This is a genomic window from Endozoicomonas gorgoniicola (assembly GCF_025562715.2).
Lineage (GTDB): Bacteria > Pseudomonadota > Gammaproteobacteria > Pseudomonadales > Endozoicomonadaceae > Endozoicomonas_A > Endozoicomonas_A gorgoniicola.
The window spans coordinates 1905869-1922104 of the sequence record NZ_JAPFCC010000001.1; the positions used below are offsets into that span (position 1 = coordinate 1905869).

Annotated in this window: 12 protein-coding genes and 1 pseudogene; 5 read left to right on the forward strand and 8 right to left on the reverse strand. The window is 47.8% G+C overall.

The genetic code is table 11. The features are described from left to right. The first annotated feature begins 148 nt into the window (after window positions 1-148). Window positions 149-1807, forward strand: coding sequence for an electron transfer flavoprotein-ubiquinone oxidoreductase (locus NX722_RS08660; RefSeq protein ID WP_262567640.1), 1659 nt, complete (start codon window positions 149-151; stop codon window positions 1805-1807). Window positions 1808-1891: 84 nt separating this feature from the next. On the opposite strand, the gene NX722_RS08665 is transcribed toward NX722_RS08660, so the two are convergent. Continuing rightward, the gene (locus NX722_RS08665; RefSeq protein ID WP_262567641.1) at window positions 1892-2443 is read right to left on the reverse strand and encodes a DUF1285 domain-containing protein; all 552 of its coding nucleotides are present in this window, start codon (window positions 2441-2443) and stop codon (window positions 1892-1894) included. A gap of 190 nt (window positions 2444-2633) precedes the next feature. Between NX722_RS08665 and NX722_RS08670 the strand changes: the two genes are divergently transcribed. From NX722_RS08670 to NX722_RS08685, 4 genes and pseudogenes are all read left to right on the forward strand, one after another. After that, a complete protein-coding gene (locus NX722_RS08670) occupies window positions 2634-3545 on the forward strand; it encodes a YiiX/YebB-like N1pC/P60 family cysteine hydrolase (RefSeq protein WP_262567642.1) in 912 nt (303 codons plus the stop codon). A 430-nt stretch (window positions 3546-3975) separates the two neighbouring features. Further along, complete coding sequence (locus NX722_RS08675; RefSeq protein WP_262567643.1) at window positions 3976-4527, forward strand: hypothetical protein; 552 nt, start codon at window positions 3976-3978, stop codon at window positions 4525-4527. 311 nt (window positions 4528-4838) lie between these two features. Next, window positions 4839-5012 (forward strand): annotated as a pseudogene (locus tag NX722_RS08680) (transposase); the annotation flags it as partial. A 535-nt stretch (window positions 5013-5547) separates the two neighbouring features. Continuing rightward, window positions 5548-6516 carry a hypothetical protein gene (locus NX722_RS08685; RefSeq protein WP_262567644.1) on the forward strand — a complete coding sequence of 323 codons (969 nt, stop codon included), beginning with the start codon at window positions 5548-5550 and terminating at the stop codon, window positions 6514-6516. A gap of 232 nt (window positions 6517-6748) precedes the next feature. On the opposite strand, the gene NX722_RS08690 is transcribed toward NX722_RS08685, so the two are convergent. The 7 genes from NX722_RS08690 to NX722_RS08720 all read right to left on the reverse strand — a co-directional run bounded on the left by NX722_RS08690 (window position 6749) and on the right by NX722_RS08720 (window position 16121). Then, complete coding sequence (locus NX722_RS08690) at window positions 6749-7033, reverse strand: IS110 family transposase (RefSeq protein WP_262567645.1); 285 nt, start codon at window positions 7031-7033, stop codon at window positions 6749-6751. Between the two features lie 440 nt (window positions 7034-7473). Further along, a complete protein-coding gene (locus NX722_RS08695; protein ID WP_262567646.1) occupies window positions 7474-9273 on the reverse strand; it encodes a VWA domain-containing protein in 1800 nt (599 codons plus the stop codon). Window positions 9274-9383: 110 nt separating this feature from the next. After that, window positions 9384-10409, reverse strand: a complete 1026-nt coding sequence (locus NX722_RS08700; RefSeq protein WP_262567647.1) for a DUF3150 domain-containing protein — start codon at window positions 10407-10409, stop codon at window positions 9384-9386. A gap of 19 nt (window positions 10410-10428) precedes the next feature. Next, window positions 10429-11478 (reverse strand): CbbQ/NirQ/NorQ/GpvN family protein, encoded by a 1050-nt coding sequence (locus NX722_RS08705; RefSeq protein ID WP_262567648.1) that lies wholly within the window; start codon window positions 11476-11478, stop codon window positions 10429-10431. Window positions 11479-11581: 103 nt separating this feature from the next. After that, complete coding sequence (locus tag NX722_RS08710) at window positions 11582-12631, reverse strand: lambda-exonuclease family protein (protein WP_262567649.1); 1050 nt, start codon at window positions 12629-12631, stop codon at window positions 11582-11584. A gap of 22 nt (window positions 12632-12653) precedes the next feature. After that, a complete protein-coding gene (locus tag NX722_RS08715; RefSeq protein ID WP_262567650.1) occupies window positions 12654-13640 on the reverse strand; it encodes a recombinase RecT in 987 nt (328 codons plus the stop codon). A gap of 1197 nt (window positions 13641-14837) precedes the next feature. Then, window positions 14838-16121, reverse strand: coding sequence for a hypothetical protein (locus NX722_RS08720; RefSeq protein WP_262567651.1), 1284 nt, complete (start codon window positions 16119-16121; stop codon window positions 14838-14840). Window positions 16122-16236: the final 115 nt, after the last annotated feature.

Consider the following 16236-nt stretch of genomic DNA (forward strand, 5'->3'; position numbering starts at 1 on the left):
CGCACTCCCCTTACTACCGGTAAATGCTTATTTTACAGGTGATATTCGTGTTACGTGCGATTATAATCCGTAACAAAATAAAACAACTGTTTGAATTTCTCATAACAATAATAAATGGGCAATCAGCTTAACAGAGGGGGAAATCACCATGGAACGCGAATCTATGGCATTTGATGTAGTCATTGTGGGCGCCGGTCCCTCAGGCTTATCCGCTGCTTGTCGTTTAATGCAGCAGGCACAGGAGTCCGGTCAGGAGGTCAGTGTCTGCGTAGTTGAAAAGGGCTCAGAAGTCGGTGCCCATATCCTCTCCGGTGCCGTTTTTGAACCGACTGCCCTTAATGAACTGTTTCCGGACTGGAAAGAGAAAGGCGCTCCCCTGAACACGCCCGTGGTAGCCGATGATATTTATGTGTTACGCAACGCAGAAAAAAGCATTAAGGTTCCCAACCTGTTTGTTCCCAAAACCATGCACAACGAGGGCAATTACATTATCAGCCTCGGCAACCTGTGCCGCTGGCTGGCAGAACAGGCAGAAAGCATGGGAGCTGAAATCTTCCCGGGTTTTGCCGCATCAGAAGTGCTTTACCATGAAGATGGCAGTGTAAAAGGCATTGCCACCGGCGATATGGGGATAGCAGCTAATGGTGAAAAGAAAGACAGCTATATGCCCGGTATGGAGCTGCACGCCAAATACACGCTGTTTACCGAAGGCTGTCGTGGACACCTTGGCAAACAGTTAATTGCGCAGTTCAAGCTGGATGAAGGCAAAGATCCACAACATTATGGTATCGGAATAAAAGAGCTCTGGGATATCGAACCGGATAAGCACAGGGAAGGACTTGTCGTGCATACGGCAGGCTGGCCGTTGCAGGAAAGCGGCTCAATGGGCGGTGGATTTCTATACCATATTGAAAACCACCAGGTAGTGGTCGGCCTGATTACCGACCTGAGTTATTCCAACCCTCACGTCAGTCCTTTTGAAGAATTCCAGCGCTATAAGCACAACCCGGTCATCAGGCAGTACCTTGAAGGCGGCAAGCGTGTCTCCTATGGCGCCAGGGCTTTAACAAAAGGCGGCCCGCAGTCGCTTCCACGCATGTCATTCCCGGGTGGTTTATTACTTGGTTGTGACGCAGGAACAATGAATTCTGCCAAGATAAAAGGCAGTCATACTGCTATGAAGTCAGGACTGCTCGCAGCAGAAACCGTGTTTGAAGCCCTGAAGTCAGGCTCTGAAGGGCGGGAAAACCTGACCAGCTATCAGGACCGGTTTGATCAGTCCTGGCTTGGCATTGAACTGCACCAGCAGCGTAACTTCAGCCCAGCCATGCATAAGTTTGGCAATATTTTTGGTGCAGCTTTTGCTTTTATTGACCAGAACCTCTTTAACGGTAAGCTGCCTTTTACATTACACGACACAGTTCCTGATTATAAACAGCTGAAACCGGCTGCCGACTGCTCCGGACTGGAATACCCGAAGCCTGACGGAAAAATCAGTTTTGACCGTCTAGGCTCGGTCTTCCTGTCTAATACCAACCATGAAGAAGACCAGCCCTGCCATCTGAAACTGACCGATCCTGATATTCCAATAACCGGCAACCTGCCCATGTTCGATGAACCTGCCCAGCGTTACTGCCCGGCGGGCGTGTATGAAGTGGTTGAAGACGAAGCGACCGGTAAAAAGCAGTTCCAGATCAACAGCCAGAACTGCGTTCACTGCAAAACCTGCGACATCAAAGATCCGGCTCAGAATATTACCTGGGTAACACCGGAGGGTACCGGAGGCCCCAACTACCCGAATATGTGACCGACAGGGCTGTCATCAGGGCAGCCCCCTTTTCAGTTCAGGGCTGGCTGCTGCCAGTAACAGGGCGACGGCATCAGCGTTAGCTTATTCAACCATTCCAAGAGAATAGTAGTGTTCGCCACTATTTATACATAGTTGCTCCTGCCCATGTACCGTCTGCAGTTCTGCCATGCTGACCAGCTCATAATACACATTGCGATGAATACGAGCCTCAAGACGATCCCTGACCAGAATATAAGGCACACCTCTGCCCTTATCTGACAGCCTTAATGGGTGTTGCTGATTCAGCACTACCTTATCGCCAACATTGGTCGTAAACACAAGATGCCCATCTACAACCTCAACAGAAACTGCCACAAAAGGTACATCATCAACAGTTATCCGTACCTTTTCGACAGGCGTGACCAGATAGAAATGCCCGTCATCGTCATGCCGGAGAACCGTCGAGAAAAGGCGCACCATCGACTCTCTGCCAATCGGTGAACCCATATATTCCCAGTGGCCGTCAACACCGATGCGCATATCAATTTCACCGCAAAAGTCCGGGTGCCAGTCATGTACCGGAGGCAGGCCTTTGTGCTGCAATGACTGCAGAGTTTCAGTCAGTGATGTGGGAGTGAGTTTATCTTCAGACACGAGCTGTTCCGTCATTGTCGTTTTGGTTGTCGGGATTATGACTTAAAGCCGCAAGCTAACTTACACGAAGTTGTAACAGGGTCATTATAACGTCAAATTGAAGCCTGAAGGGCGTTAATGTTTATTAACCTCTGAATGAAAACCGCCGATGCTAATCTTTGAGAGAGTAGCTCAATTGCAGGGAACGATAATGCAGCTCGTAAAAACGCTGGCCAGCTGGCTGACGAACTGGCTTATGCAGGAAGCGAACGACATCACCAGTCCTCAATGCGATTTTGAACGCATCCGGCACGAAATCAAACCCTGTGATGTATTGCTGATCGAAGGCCGTTCCAGGGTCAGCAACGTTATTAAGCAGATTACCCAGAGTCCATGGTCTCACGCCATGTTGTATATTGGTCGCCTGCACGATATTGAAGACGACAGGGTTCGGGAAATCATAAAGGAATCCTATAGAGGTTCTCCGGACGAACAACTGGTTATAGAAAGCGAGCTGGGCTACGGCACTGTCGTTCATCCATTAAGCCGCTATGAAGGCGACCATCTGCGTATTTGCCGTCCCAACGGCCTCAGCTACGGCGACAGCCAGAAGGTTATTCATTACGCAGTCAGTCGCCTTGGGCTTGACTATGATGTCCGGCATATTCTTGATCTCGCAAGGTTCTTTTTTCCTTACGCAATTCTTCCCAGACGCTGGCGCTCCAGCCTGTTTGAAAGTTCACCCGGTCAGGAAACCAAAACCGTATGCTCCAGTATGATTGCTGAAGCGTTCAGCTTTATCCATTTTCCGATCCTCCCGCTGGTCAAGCTAGACAGCCAACACGGAGTACAACTGTTCCAGCGCAACCCCAGGCTGTGTACCCCCAGAGATTTTGACTACTCCCCCTACTTTCGCATTATTAAATACCCTTTCCTCGACTATACCCACCACTCTGATTACAAGCTGCTGCCCTGGCACGGTCATGGCGCACTGGAAGGCAAAGAGGCAGAGTTTTACATAACACCTAATAAAATCAGAGAGTTACAGCAGGTAAATTCAGAAAACCTGCACATTACAGGTTCCGATGCGCTGTCTGAGAACAGGGGAATTCCTCCTTCATAATCCAGATATTGAACTGACAAAAGCTGATTATTCAGAAACGGTCTTATACATAAGTGGACGCAGGATAAATCTGCACCATAATTACCCCTGCTGACTTGATCGACTTCCCCCTACGATCAGGCAGCCTGGGTCACATGTTTGACCCTGGTACTTGGATTGTGTACCTATGTTTCACTCCTAATGGTCTTAGCCCGTCACTTCTTCCCCCAGAATGGCGGGTTTCTTTTTGCCTGAAATATCTTTCAAACCCTTGTCTGGCAAGGGTTTAAAGCTAATAGAGAATATTGGTACCGACGTAACATAGCGTTACGCAGGATTGCATATTCTGCTCTATTCCGCTCTCATTTCTCCCCAAATTCTCCCCATTTAGTACACAAAAAAAGTACCAGTTTGATCGGTACTTACTTTAAGTATCAACTATGGCGTAATTATGGCTACTTTTCTTAACCGCACCGGCGCAGACGGTGCTCGTAAAATCAAGGTGCTTGCCCGAGTCTGGCTTAATGGTAAACAGCTCAACAAGATAAAGACGTTCTCTGAAAGAGACGGTTCTGACTATGAACAGCAGGCAAAGAAATGGGCAGAACAAACTGAACAGGCAATGAAAGCAGAAAAGGCCAAGCTCCTTTACCAGTCCTTAGCTGGCTCTGTAGCAGATCAGGCCACACCAACCTTGAAACTGATTGTTTCTGAGCAACAAGGAGTGTCTCTGGGTGACTACCTGTTTTCATTTAAAGAAGCTCTTGAGCACCTGAACACCCATTTTGGCGAAGTCAGCCTGAAAGGCATCACAGCAATCAACACGAATGCCGTCTGGAAATATATTATGTGCCGACATGAAGAAAAGGCGAACCAACAAGCCATTGAGACTGAACTACAGCTGCTCAGAAGTCTGATTTCGCAGCTTAATCCTGAGCAAAAGTCAGATATTGTCAGCCTGGCCTTTCAGGCGGCACAGGCTGATGGAGCAACATTTACTTAACTTCCATGACCGATAGGCACGAAAAGATTGGGGAATAAATTGCATATTGGAATATGATGAAGATATAAATGTTTTCAATGCTTCAGAATTATTTCGTGGAATTTTCAATGGTGTTTGCTTCACTTACAACACAAAAAGCTGCCGTTAGTTTAATTCTTGGGTTTGCGTTGTGTGCCAGTGCTAGCCCGGATATTTCATAAAGAAAGGCAAGTTCTGCCCAATCACTTGACATAATTGGGTCGACCAAAAGAAAGCTTCGGAAGAAGCAAACCGGAACTTGCCATGACCAAATTTACACAAGAACAGCTTTACTAGAAAATGCCCAGCCTTCTACAGTGATCGTGAAGCTATGCAAAATCGCAGTAAAAGTGGTTGAGTACAAAGACCGAATCAAACTGCACCTGCCCAGCAGCTGCCCTTTTAAAGAATTACTTCGGTGCGTGACCGAAATCTTTTACTCAATGCCACGTCTCAAGCCCAGTTAGCAGTCAGAATGACCAAGTGCCTCCGAGAAATCACCCCATTGGCAGAGAGTGAGGGGTTTTCTTTGTCCTGCCAACAGCAAATTGGTTAAAAATAGAACCCGCATGAACTGCTGGAGTGATGCTGTGCGTTTAAAATGAGCTTTCAAGGCGATCCACGGTGATAGCCACAATCAGAATCATAAAAAACCGAGACTTTTGGGTGTCTGCTACATTTTTATGAAATTTTCGGGCTAGAAGAACTATTGCTAGATGGTGGCTACTGTAGCGCCTCCTAAAAAGGTTTGCCGATATTTTTTCGAACACCTATCTTCAAGACCTCTCCCATGAATTGCGCATCAAAATCACTATTGGTATCGAGGTCAGCCCAGTGAGACAAACTATATTGCCAGAAAGCTATTTTCAGAGAATCTACTTCTTACTGTACACGACTATAGTTACCTACTTTCTCTTGCTACCTTTGCCAGCCTCAGCGTACTGGGTTTATATCGGCCCCCCGCTGGCCTTCAGTGCCCATCCGGATAGAGAGCTTATTCAAATGTACCTGCAGCCCAGAGAACATTCCATGGACACCTGGCAATCAACAACCCCCTATGCCCAGCGTAGTGCGTGGCAAAATATAGCAAACCATTTTTTGGCAAATAACCGTTTTCGAGACCTGTATAGGGACTGGTTCAGCGAGGAACCGTCCCCAAGTGATGTGTTTGCGACACTGTTTAGTCCGGTGGATCGCACACATACTTTTGCCATAGACTTTCGATCGGGCAACCTGAGAGGCGTCCTGCTTGAAATTCGCCACAATGAAACCAGCTTTAATTTTGGTGCCCTGCACAGAGCCATGATATCCGGGGATGATATAACAAGGTCATACCGTCGAAACTATGGTCTTCCAACCTTCAATCCATTTAATGCCTTGTGCAACGAGGAGGTTATTCAACAAATCTATTTGGCATCAACGGAAGGCACCGTTGGCTATGTTAGTAATGTTTTGGACATGATTCCTGTAACCAGCCACACAAGTACCTACTTAGATATTTATCATTCACCTCTCGGTCAGCATGATTTCTTCAATGCCAGACCTTATCAGGGCAACCTGCATTACTCGCACTATAATACGCAGTACCCCGACCCTCACCATCTGAATATACTCCCCCTCTCTGGTTTGGTAACGATCAGGATTACTCCGGTAGACCCTGCGCTAATGGCGCAATGGCGGCAGCAGAGAGAGCAGCAGACTACCACAAGTCTATCTGACAGGCTGTGGAGTTTTCTCGCCGGGCACTTTGGGTTCGGGCAAAACAACAATGGACAGGAGCCATCAATTCCAGACCACAGAACCCCGCTTCCCATCCCTCCGGGTTATTACGAATCCACTTATCAACACGACCCTTACCCTAACATTCCCACTGAAAGGCCTTCAGGTAGTTCATATAGTAGTTTTGGTAGTTTTAGTAGATGTTGCGCTGATAGCAGTTGTTGTAATTGTTACGATAATCAGTCCGAGTAGTGCGAAAAAACTTGATAAATTGCCGGTTGCACCGAGTACCTACTAATCTGGATCAAGATTTGATTATCCATTTTTGACATTGGTACAACCAATCTTACAATCTTGCACATAAACGAGGCTGTTATTTCGACTACTTTAGAGAAAGCGTTCAAACAGAGTACAGACTCTCCCTAATTGTCCAGAGGCGCTTTTAACGGATTTTTCCCAAAACGCTCTTTCCAATTCCGGGGAGTCAGCTCATTGATTTGTGACGAGCATTGACAACCCAGACCTTGAGACCTGCTTTAATCAGAGTTTCGTGAACGCATTTCCAGTAAACGCCAGTGCTTTCCATGACTACGAGCTCAACCTGATGTTTCACCAGGTAGTCGCGAAGCTTCCTGCGTTCACGTCGATACGTCTTGAATGATTGAGTGATCTCTTTGATTTCGCCGTTCTCGTCTTCGGTCTGAACAGTCGCCATGACCATCATCTTGTGAACATCGAGGCCAGCACAACATTTCAAAATTGACTGCATCAGACTAATCTCCCTATGGATCATGGAAGATGGCAAGGTCTGATGGATTGTAAGTTGCTTGATAAGACCGCAAAACTATAGAGCAATGATTTTTCTGCGAGTCACTTCACTATGACAGCATGATGACAGGAATAATAAGTATTGACCCGGTAAGCAGTGATTCCAAAAAAATATTTATACCCCTGCTTGAGAGTCTTCTATAGTACAACACGGTTTTACGATCAACCTGTTATTGACATAATGGCAGAGGTTGGTTGTAAAATCGGTTTACCCATTTGGGTGAACATTGACGGAGTGTTCATTCGGCTGAACACTCCGTCCCTGATTGCACTTTGTCATATCTTAGTTGCGATAACCTACGCGAACCCTCACAATTCAATCATTCTGCAAAGCAAACTAAAAAAAGGGTTGACTGTAGCCAACCCCTATTCCTTCGAAAATCAAGCAACTAACAAAAGCCTTGCCTGCTCAAACAGAGCTGACTTTAACTCGTGAAGTTCAGTAATCACCACACTGCGGGGAAATAACTGCTCCACTGAGTGGACGTTAATGCCCAACCCCACGACTTCTATAGCTGATGATTCACAGCGTTTCACCAAGTCCATAACTGGCTGATGATGGTCAAAGTCCGGCGCACCGTCGGTAATCATAATGATCAACCGGCGTTTAGCCCTAGCCTGAAGCACCTGATGGACAGAGTGCCAGAGTCCAGTCGCCATTGGTGTCGAGTCATGTGCATTGAGAGCGGATAAAACCGCAGCCATATCCTGTAGTTGGTCATTCGGTTTCATTACCTCAAATACGCCGCTGTCGTTTTTACCGGGATAGGCAGAAACTGACACAGTAACGCCATTGATCTGGTTCAAGCCATAGGCCAGAGCCAGTACCGCCTCCCTTGCCAGTTCCATTCTGGAAGACATGGACGACGATATATCCAGACAGAGGTGAACGGTCGCATCAATCGTAATGGTTTCAGATCGTTTGCAGAACAAACGACTGTCGCCAATAGCCATACGATGCAGTAGTTTACCATCCAGTTTTTTCCCTCGCTTTCCGGTTCTGTCCCTGCTCATCGTTTTCGCCTGAACCAATCCGGTTAACTGGGCTGCCAGTCGAGAGGATTCAGCTTTGGTTCGCCAGAGCAAGCTCTGTCCTTCTATTTTGTCTGCGTTTAAAACCTCAACACGATCTACCGAGGGTGTTGTGGTAACAGCCGATAATCCGCCTTCCTGCCTTAAACTCCAGCCTTCCATCTCACTTGCCAGAGACTGAAACAGGTCTTCCGGCCAGTCGCTATTGTCAGATTCCAGCACAGTCCTGATGCTCTCTTCCTGAAAATCTTCCGGGGCTTCCGTTGTGTTCTCCCCTGAAGCGTCTCTCTTTCCCTGTGTATCTGCGGATTTAGCATCAGTACTCTGTGTAGAATCTGTTTTCTCCTCCTGTTTTTCCTGCCCCTGTGTATTTTCTGTTTCATGTTCAGTTGCCAACGTAGAATCCGGTTTCTCATCAGTGCCCTGTGAAGGTGCTGATTTTAAATCCGGTTCTTGGTTATCTGAGTTTTCTGACGACAGTGAATCTGTTTTGTCATCGTTCCCTGTGTCGTTGCTGTTGTCTGAATCCTCCTGCTGTTGGTTCTGAAACAACCTAATAATCTCATCGGCTAACTGTTGCGCTTTTCGGGTGTTGCCCATATGCGGCACATCGTCCAATACAGCATCCAGAGATTTCAGCAGTTTCACTGGGAAACAAGCTGCCATTGCCTGTTTTGCCTTGCTTGCTTCTTCCTTCAGAGCTTTCTGTCCCAACACTTCATACCTGAGCATGGCCAGCAATGAATCATGTAACACCTTCACAGGTGGGTCACTCTTTGCCGGTGCAGATAAACGACCTTCAGCGACTAACTGCCTGACGACTTCGGACAGAGTGAATGCAGTGCCGGGATATTCCCGGCTTAAAGCCCGCTCTATCCTGATATCTTCCAACAGGTTGGTTAGCCTGCGCCGAAACGCAGAGCCGCTTTGATCCAGCTCGAAATCCGTGTAGCGGATGTGGGCTGCCTCGTGGGACAAAAAGCCCCAGCTTTTGAGTTCCTGTTCAGGGCGTTCAGGGTCAAAGGCTGGCAAAACAATCCGTTCACCGTCGGTAAACGCATTCCTGCCAGACACTTCAACCTGAACACCCAGCTTCCTTCCCAGTGCAGCACCGACGATCGGTAAGGCACGTTGTAAAGTGGAAACCATGTCATGCTTCTCCTGTTAAAACACAATAAAAATGGGACACGGTTCCCTCTTTATGAAGAGCGGGAACGGTGTCCCGCCTGGGGGAAATAGACTGAAGTCAGTCCGTCGAATTAAAAGTAAAACGTTGCTGCGGCTGGCACTTCCTCTGCCGGATTTACAACGGGTTGAGTGGGTACAGAGTTCTCCTGAACTCTCTCCTCAGCTCTCTCCTCAACAAGTACTTCCTGTGTTTTTTCCTGTGTTGCCTCTGGTGTATTGCCTGAATTTACCGTCTGATCAGAATCCTGCATCTTCACAGGTTCTGTTATAGTGGCAAGCCCTTCAGCACACCGCTGCATCTGTTCAGCAGAACAGAGCAACAGCACTCGCTCCATCAGCTGGGTTAACGCTTCACCCTCAAGAGAACCTTGTTTGGGAATCTGCTTTAAACCAGCATCCAGGCGTTGCACCACGGGGGCTATGCCCTGATCGACAAATGACAAGCTGTGCAACTTATCTCTCAGCTTCAGGATTGGCCTGATGGCCTTGCGACTGACTTTCTGTTTGCCAGAAAAAGTCTGGTCAAACAGAGCCTGAGCGTCCCGGCTGATTTCATCCCTGAGCGTATTTCCCAGCTGGTTAACCTGATGATTCAGGGTATCCGGCCTGGGGGCTTCCGTGACTTTGTAGACGGTATAATCAAAACCAAATCGTTGGCTGACATTCTGCACGTCAGGAACAGCACGCCGTATGGCATCAGCAAAATCAGGATGAGCGGAAACCCATTCCTGGATATGCTGGTCATACTGCGCCAGAAATTCCTGTTTCTGCTGCTGAAAATCAGCCTGTACCTGATCCAGTTCGCTACTGATGTCGTCCACCAGTGAGTCCGCGACGGCATAGCCTCCGAGAAAGCGAACACCTTCCCGGGAGCAGATCCGGCAGGCCTGTTCACGCAGCCGCAGAAATGGCTTGAGCACTCCACGATCACAGAGTTTTTTAGAACCCAGTGACACCACATCATCCGGTGGTAACTGACCGCCCTGCCCTAATGTCAAATCTTCCTGTTTTAAACGACGGGAGCCAGACCAGACGGAACAGTCCACTGAAATGACAGACATTTTATTCAATATCTGGGTAACGGTTGTCACACTCATGATTCACCACCTCAACGATTCAGTAAGGTAAGTCATCGTCTGGACAAGAGGTATCGGTGCTGCTCCATAAGTCACCAAAAATATCCTCTGCCAGTCGATGAATCGCTTGTCGTTCAGCTGGTTCTACTCTCGCTGTCAGGGCTTGCTCCAGCGCATACTCAAACACGCTGGGCGCACCTTTAAACCGCAGGGACAGCTTCGCCCAGCGCACCAGCCCACGAGTGGACAGAGTGCAGCTGAGCTGGGCTTCGCCTTCCCCTTGTCCATCAGAGGAACCCGTGAAAAGACGACGAATCTCTTTAGCAAGCTTCACCATGTTTTCACGCACCAGTAAAGGCAGATCAGGCACCACCTGTTCCAGAATGGATAATTCTGTCGTGTTGTCCGGATAATCCACTTCGATACAACGGAAGCGATCCAGCCAGGCTAACGACTGTCTTAACACACCCTGATACAGCCCTGATCCATCACCTGATCCCGCACTGTTGCCCGTAGCCACAAAACGAAACCGTGGATGTACCGGAATAATCTCTCCGCCGTTCTGCGCCAATACCAAAGGCGCACCGTCCAGCAGATCGTATAATCCAGCGAGTTCACTGGGGTCAGCAATGTCCATTTCGTCCAGGATAAGAATGTGTCCGTCTCGTACTGCAATGCTCAGTGCGCCGTACAAAAAAGGCGTGCTGCCATTGTCGAGTACTTTTTGTCCCAGCATATCGTCCAGTTCTAAACGTCCATGTACCGGAATCATCTGTACCGGCCAGTGCAGCCTTGCCGCTGCCTGACAGACCAGGCTGGTTTTTCCGCAACCGGTCGGTCCTGTCAGGTACAAACCATCCCCCATAGGGTCATCAAAGAAGGCCAGCAACTTACGCAGCCGGTCTCTGTCAAACACATAGGGTTGTTGTGCAGGCACCGCCGGGTGTCCGCAGTCCTTATAGCCTTCCAGCAAAATCAACTGAGTGCTGTTCAGCTCAAAAGTTTCGTTGAGTTCATAGAAAGCAGGCTGCAAAGCCTCTTCAGGGTTCTGGCAAGATCCAGCCTGAGCCTGTTGAACGTCTTGAGTCATATTCGTCTCCTGCCGTTGAATTGGGTTTGAAAACACAAAAAAAGGGCAGAAGATTCCCATGACGGGGAAACAGTCTGCCCCATCCGGGTTCATGAAAAGTTAATCAGAAATAGAAGCTTTGGTTGCTAACCGACTGGTTCAAAACCAATAAATCGCCACCAATAGTTTCCATGGTTGAGTCACTGTCCTGTCGATTTTTATCGACAAGCGTGACTTTGACTTGCTGCCTGCTCTTGCGCCTGAACAGCTCAGGATTGGGCAAAGTAAGGTTGTGTTTCTGGCAAAGGGATTCCAGTGCCTTTTGGTAATCCACTGTGCCGCTGCACGTACTTCGGAAAACCCTAAGGCCATCAAACTCACCCGCCTTAAAATCACCCATCAACTGTTGTAGCTGTTGCTGCAACTGTTTCTGGTGCGATTTTCCAGCGTCGAGTTCACCCTTTAGTTTGTCCAGACGTTTCTGACGCTGGCGGTAAGCCATTGCCAGTTGTTGCCACTGATTTCGCTGCTGCTTTTCCGTTGGTACATACACATCCAGATTCGGGTCTTTGTCCGGCTCATCGCCTTCCTCAACCCGATTCCAGAAATCAATCGCTTCCTGCTGTAGTTGCTGGATTAAAGCGTCATCACGACGAATACATACGGGCAACAGGGGTAAGCCTTGCCGATAAAAGCACAGCCAGCCCAATTGGGAGTCTGCCACTAATATCTGGAACTGCACCTGATAAAAAGCACGACGATAGCCCTCTGACTTGTCCTTCAGAGTTTTTACCTCGTCGTATACTTTTTGCGTTGGGCATTTCAGCTCAACCGGCACACCGTCTTTGGTCAACCCGTCGAAGCTCGCCCGTAACACCGGGTTCTGTTCCCATTCTGCACACACTGGTAAAAGCGGCGCATCATTCAGAGCCTGCTCCATCTGATTGCGAGCATCATCCTCTTGCTCCATACCACGAAGCACATGAGGATTTGCTGACAAGTCAGGTTCTTTGAAGATACTGGATATTTCTGACCCTCTTTTTTCAAGCCAGAGCTGCCACCGTGACTTGTAAGGCGACAGCCCTAAGATCACAGCTGCATCGCTGGCAGAAACACCGCATCGACGCCAGTCCAGCCAGGCCTGTGACCGCTGCTCAATATTGACCTGTTTCATGATGAAGAATCCTGAAACAGTGTCATGCCGCAGTGGACACGGGAGAATGGCTGGCTGCCTGTGCCTGATCCAGCTTGTACAGGCAATAGTTCAGGGCATTGGCATCCTCCTTAAACCGTTCCTCAGCAAATCCTTGTGCTGCTGTGTAAGCGCCTGTCTCTCTGGCACGACCCACGACCTGTTCGATAAACGACAGAATTTGTGGGTCAATGTCTGAAGGTTCAGGTACCTCTACAGAGTCCACTTCAATCACTCCGGCTTGCGGGGCTTCGGTGGTATCGGGAGTTTGGGATTCTCCAGAATCCGGTATTGGTATTGCTGTTTTCTCTTGGGGTTGTGTCGTTGCAGTTTTGTCCGGTTCTACGAGTACCGGGCTATCCGCCACAGCCTGTAAAGACGGAGGCTCTGGCTCACCCAGCTGGGTTTCCAGAATACGTTCCGCTTCATCAGGCTCAAACAGTCCGCTGAGTCCGTAGGCCAATCTTATTCCCTGCGCCTGAGCTTTGTGTCTCAACATTCTTTTTGGACAGGTCTGCCAGGGTCCGGGGAATTTCTTGCCATTCTTGATGGGAGCCGGACGATATAACTCGTCCAGATATTCCCGCACTTTGACTGGATGAGTACGATCCTTTCTGTACACCACACAATCAACCCATTCGTGGCAAGGTTTAGCATCATCATCCATCAACACCATCTGGTCTGAATAAATGAACTCCATACCATCACTTTCCGGATAGGAATTCATCACTTTGATCCAACCATCAACAGATATAACGGGAAAAATGCCGCCTTTTCTGTCGGGTAAGCCCCAGAGTTGACGAATGAATGGGTTAAGTTGATATTGATCTGCCACAGACAATAAGGAAAGCATCTGTTCCCGAGTAGGAAGCGAGCCGTTTTGTTGCCGGAAAGCAGTTTGTGCCAGTGTATTCAGTAATTCATCTTCTCTGAAGCCGTAGCGTTCAGCAAAGCGAGCCACTAAATCGTTAGCACCGTCTTGGTGAGTCATAGAAGTTCTCTCTCTTGATGCTCTTATCGAGCGACACAAAAAAGGCAGAACTTCACTGCCACATGACAGAAAAGCTCTGCCATGCAGAAAGGCGTGTTCTCTCGGTAGAAAAAACACACGGTGATAAACGACTACCGAAGTAGCTGATGGTAGGAATCCGCTGCCTTGTTCGTTACAGAACAGAGACAGGGCTGAAGATAGCCACTCAGCAAAAGCTGCTTGGCTGGATAGGAAATCTATTCACCGTCGGGCAACACCATTGCAGGTATTACCTTTCAGTTATCAACCCGGTCGCCTCGCTCTTCCCGAGGCGCCTCCACAGGGTTACGCAAGTCATGACTGCCGGGTTTGCTGACTTAGCTGGCCACTGTGCGAAGCTCAAGCGTTCGATCTGCGATCTACTGGCTTAAAAATTCTTTTTACCTGCATTCTTTGTAGAGAGCAGAACCGTTTATTTGCCATGAACGGAACACGGTGAGAAGCGGCAGTGCTGTTACGAACAGCACTGGTAATATATCGGGCTTCTCAGGAGCTGGGATCAGTATAGAACAGGGCAAAAAATTCAGCAGGAAATTTGCAGCAGGGTTAATGAACGCCTCCGTGTTCCACCTCGCCTGAATTTGATTGGGAAGAGTCCCAAGATAACAAAACACCCCGCAACATTGACAACAATGGCGAGGCCGAGTGACTTTGTTCCTGTGCTCAATGCTTGGTTTTCTTATCTTCCGTGGACTCACCTTCCGTGTGATGCCTGATACTTTGTCGGCATCTGAAGGTTGCCCTTCTACTGTTCACTGGAACAACCTTAGGGTACGTATTTTCCGGTGCATAAATATTGATCTACATCAATGTATCAATGTTTTGTTTGTTCTCAACATTTCAATTTCTATCACGCTTTTTTTACCGAGCTGGACCTAAATAACTTGCCACCACATCCGTCCTTTGGTGCCCAAGCACCAGGGCTATAGCCTCTCTCGCCTTTCTGTCGACTGACTTCACACATTCCCGCTTACCTGCAATAACAGGCGCAAGATGGTGTGTGATCTGCCAGCAATTCCCGAAAACTATACGACAATATAATTCTATATTTTAATTTCTAAATCAAATGACTCAGGCCGAACCCCATCCCTCTAAGTTAATAGACTATTGATAATCTTTTCGCACACCAAACACTGAAAACTCAAGGCTATTCAAAATTTATGATGTGTCTGAAATAAGGCCCTTAATGCAAATGCTTTTTTCTTCTATTATTGCCTTTAACAGGTCGCTCCATGACCCTATAAGGAACCAATCGAACAAGCCTCTTATGGCATGCCAAAGTGCCGTTTTTGATTTTTTTGCTGCCAAGGCTTTTTGAAATAATGGGCAGGCAAGCTGTTCTATCTGGTCGATGAGAAAGGCGGTAAAAGTAAGGTTGGCAAAATTGGTTGCCAGATGCTCTTTTCCGTGCCCGTAGTTATGTTCGAGATTGTAGCCTTGTGTTTTCAGTGTGTTAAACGTTTCATTCTCAATCTTCCACTTAGCGCGTCCCCCACGCATGACTTTTGCCACGCTTTCTTCGGTAAGTTCAATATCAGTCACCCAGGTGTTAACGTATTTTTTACCCTTAGGGCTAACCGACACATATTCAAGGTAATTAACCAGTACATCTTTATGCGATTTATTGATTGAAACGCCATTCACGAACCTGAACCAGTGTTTAAAACCGTCCTCGTCTGTAAACTCGTAGCGAGAAACTTTGTCCCTTGCGTCCAGCTCATCAACCGCTTCATATAAAGATACATGCGAGGAGTCCTTTGCCACCATGATAAAGCTGTAGTTATAGGACTTGACCAGCCTTATCGTGGGGCCGTCGGAGTATAAATCGTCAAAATTCAGAACCAGCTTAAGGTGCGGATGCTCTCTGGAAGTGTTTTCAAGGAGTCTTTTTAGCGCAGTTTTTTCACAGTCGTTTTTAGAAGCATCCACTTGCTGGATGATCGGTTCCGGTGCCAGAGGAAGGACTTCTTTTTTTCCAGGCCTGACCAGGCACATTCCCAATAGCTGATGGTAATATTGTGGATTCTTGCTGTCTGGTTTTTTTACACAACATTCTTGACAATTAATGCTTCCTGAAGCGAAATGTCCTGTTCCGTCGACAGGAGCAAGGTATCCTTCCTCGAAATATTCAAACTGTTTCAGCCGCCCGGAACGCTGAACATACGAAAACAATGAAGTAAAAAATTTCCGGAAATACCGGGTTTCAATGGGATCGAGCATGTCGCGAAGGTGAGAATCGCTGGGTACTTGTTCAACGCCGTAAAGGGCTTTCAGGTTATTGAGCTTGTCCGGCTTTTCTTTGCAGTCTTCATCAAACCTCAATAGTGACGGATATTTTAAATGCATGACAGCAAGGCCACTCATAATGGCGTCATGGAGAGGGATTTTTTTATGCCCATTATTAGGGCGATGGTCTGGAATCTTCGCAGCTTCCTTTGACACAATATTGATTAATTTATCAGCAAGCGCTTTTTTGTTTGATGGTGCCACAGTAAATACGACGATATATGTATATTGTCGGTCAGTTTACCTCAAAGTCTGCGATTCTGACCACTGC

Bases quoted from the DNA above. Each gene is read 5' to 3' on its own strand.
- NX722_RS08710 (WP_262567649.1), bottom strand. From the start codon at position 12,631: ATGAAACAGGTCAATATTGAGCAGCGGTCACAGGCCTGGCTGGACTGG.
- NX722_RS08700 (WP_262567647.1), bottom strand. From the start codon at position 10,409: ATGAGTGTGACAACCGTTACCCAGATATTGAATAAAATGTCTGTCATT.
- NX722_RS08690 (WP_262567645.1), bottom strand. From the start codon at position 7,033: ATGCAGTCAATTTTGAAATGTTGTGCTGGCCTCGATGTTCACAAGATG.
- NX722_RS08695 (WP_262567646.1), bottom strand. From the start codon at position 9,273: ATGGTTTCCACTTTACAACGTGCCTTACCGATCGTCGGTGCTGCACTG.
- NX722_RS08705 (WP_262567648.1), bottom strand. From the start codon at position 11,478: ATGACTCAAGACGTTCAACAGGCTCAGGCTGGATCTTGCCAGAACCCT.
- NX722_RS08670 (WP_262567642.1), top strand. From the start codon at position 2,634: ATGCAGCTCGTAAAAACGCTGGCCAGCTGGCTGACGAACTGGCTTATG.
- NX722_RS08675 (WP_262567643.1), top strand. From the start codon at position 3,976: ATGGCTACTTTTCTTAACCGCACCGGCGCAGACGGTGCTCGTAAAATC.
- NX722_RS08685 (WP_262567644.1), top strand. From the start codon at position 5,548: ATGTACCTGCAGCCCAGAGAACATTCCATGGACACCTGGCAATCAACA.
- NX722_RS08715 (WP_262567650.1), bottom strand. From the start codon at position 13,640: ATGACTCACCAAGACGGTGCTAACGATTTAGTGGCTCGCTTTGCTGAA.
- NX722_RS08660 (WP_262567640.1), top strand. From the start codon at position 149: ATGGAACGCGAATCTATGGCATTTGATGTAGTCATTGTGGGCGCCGGT.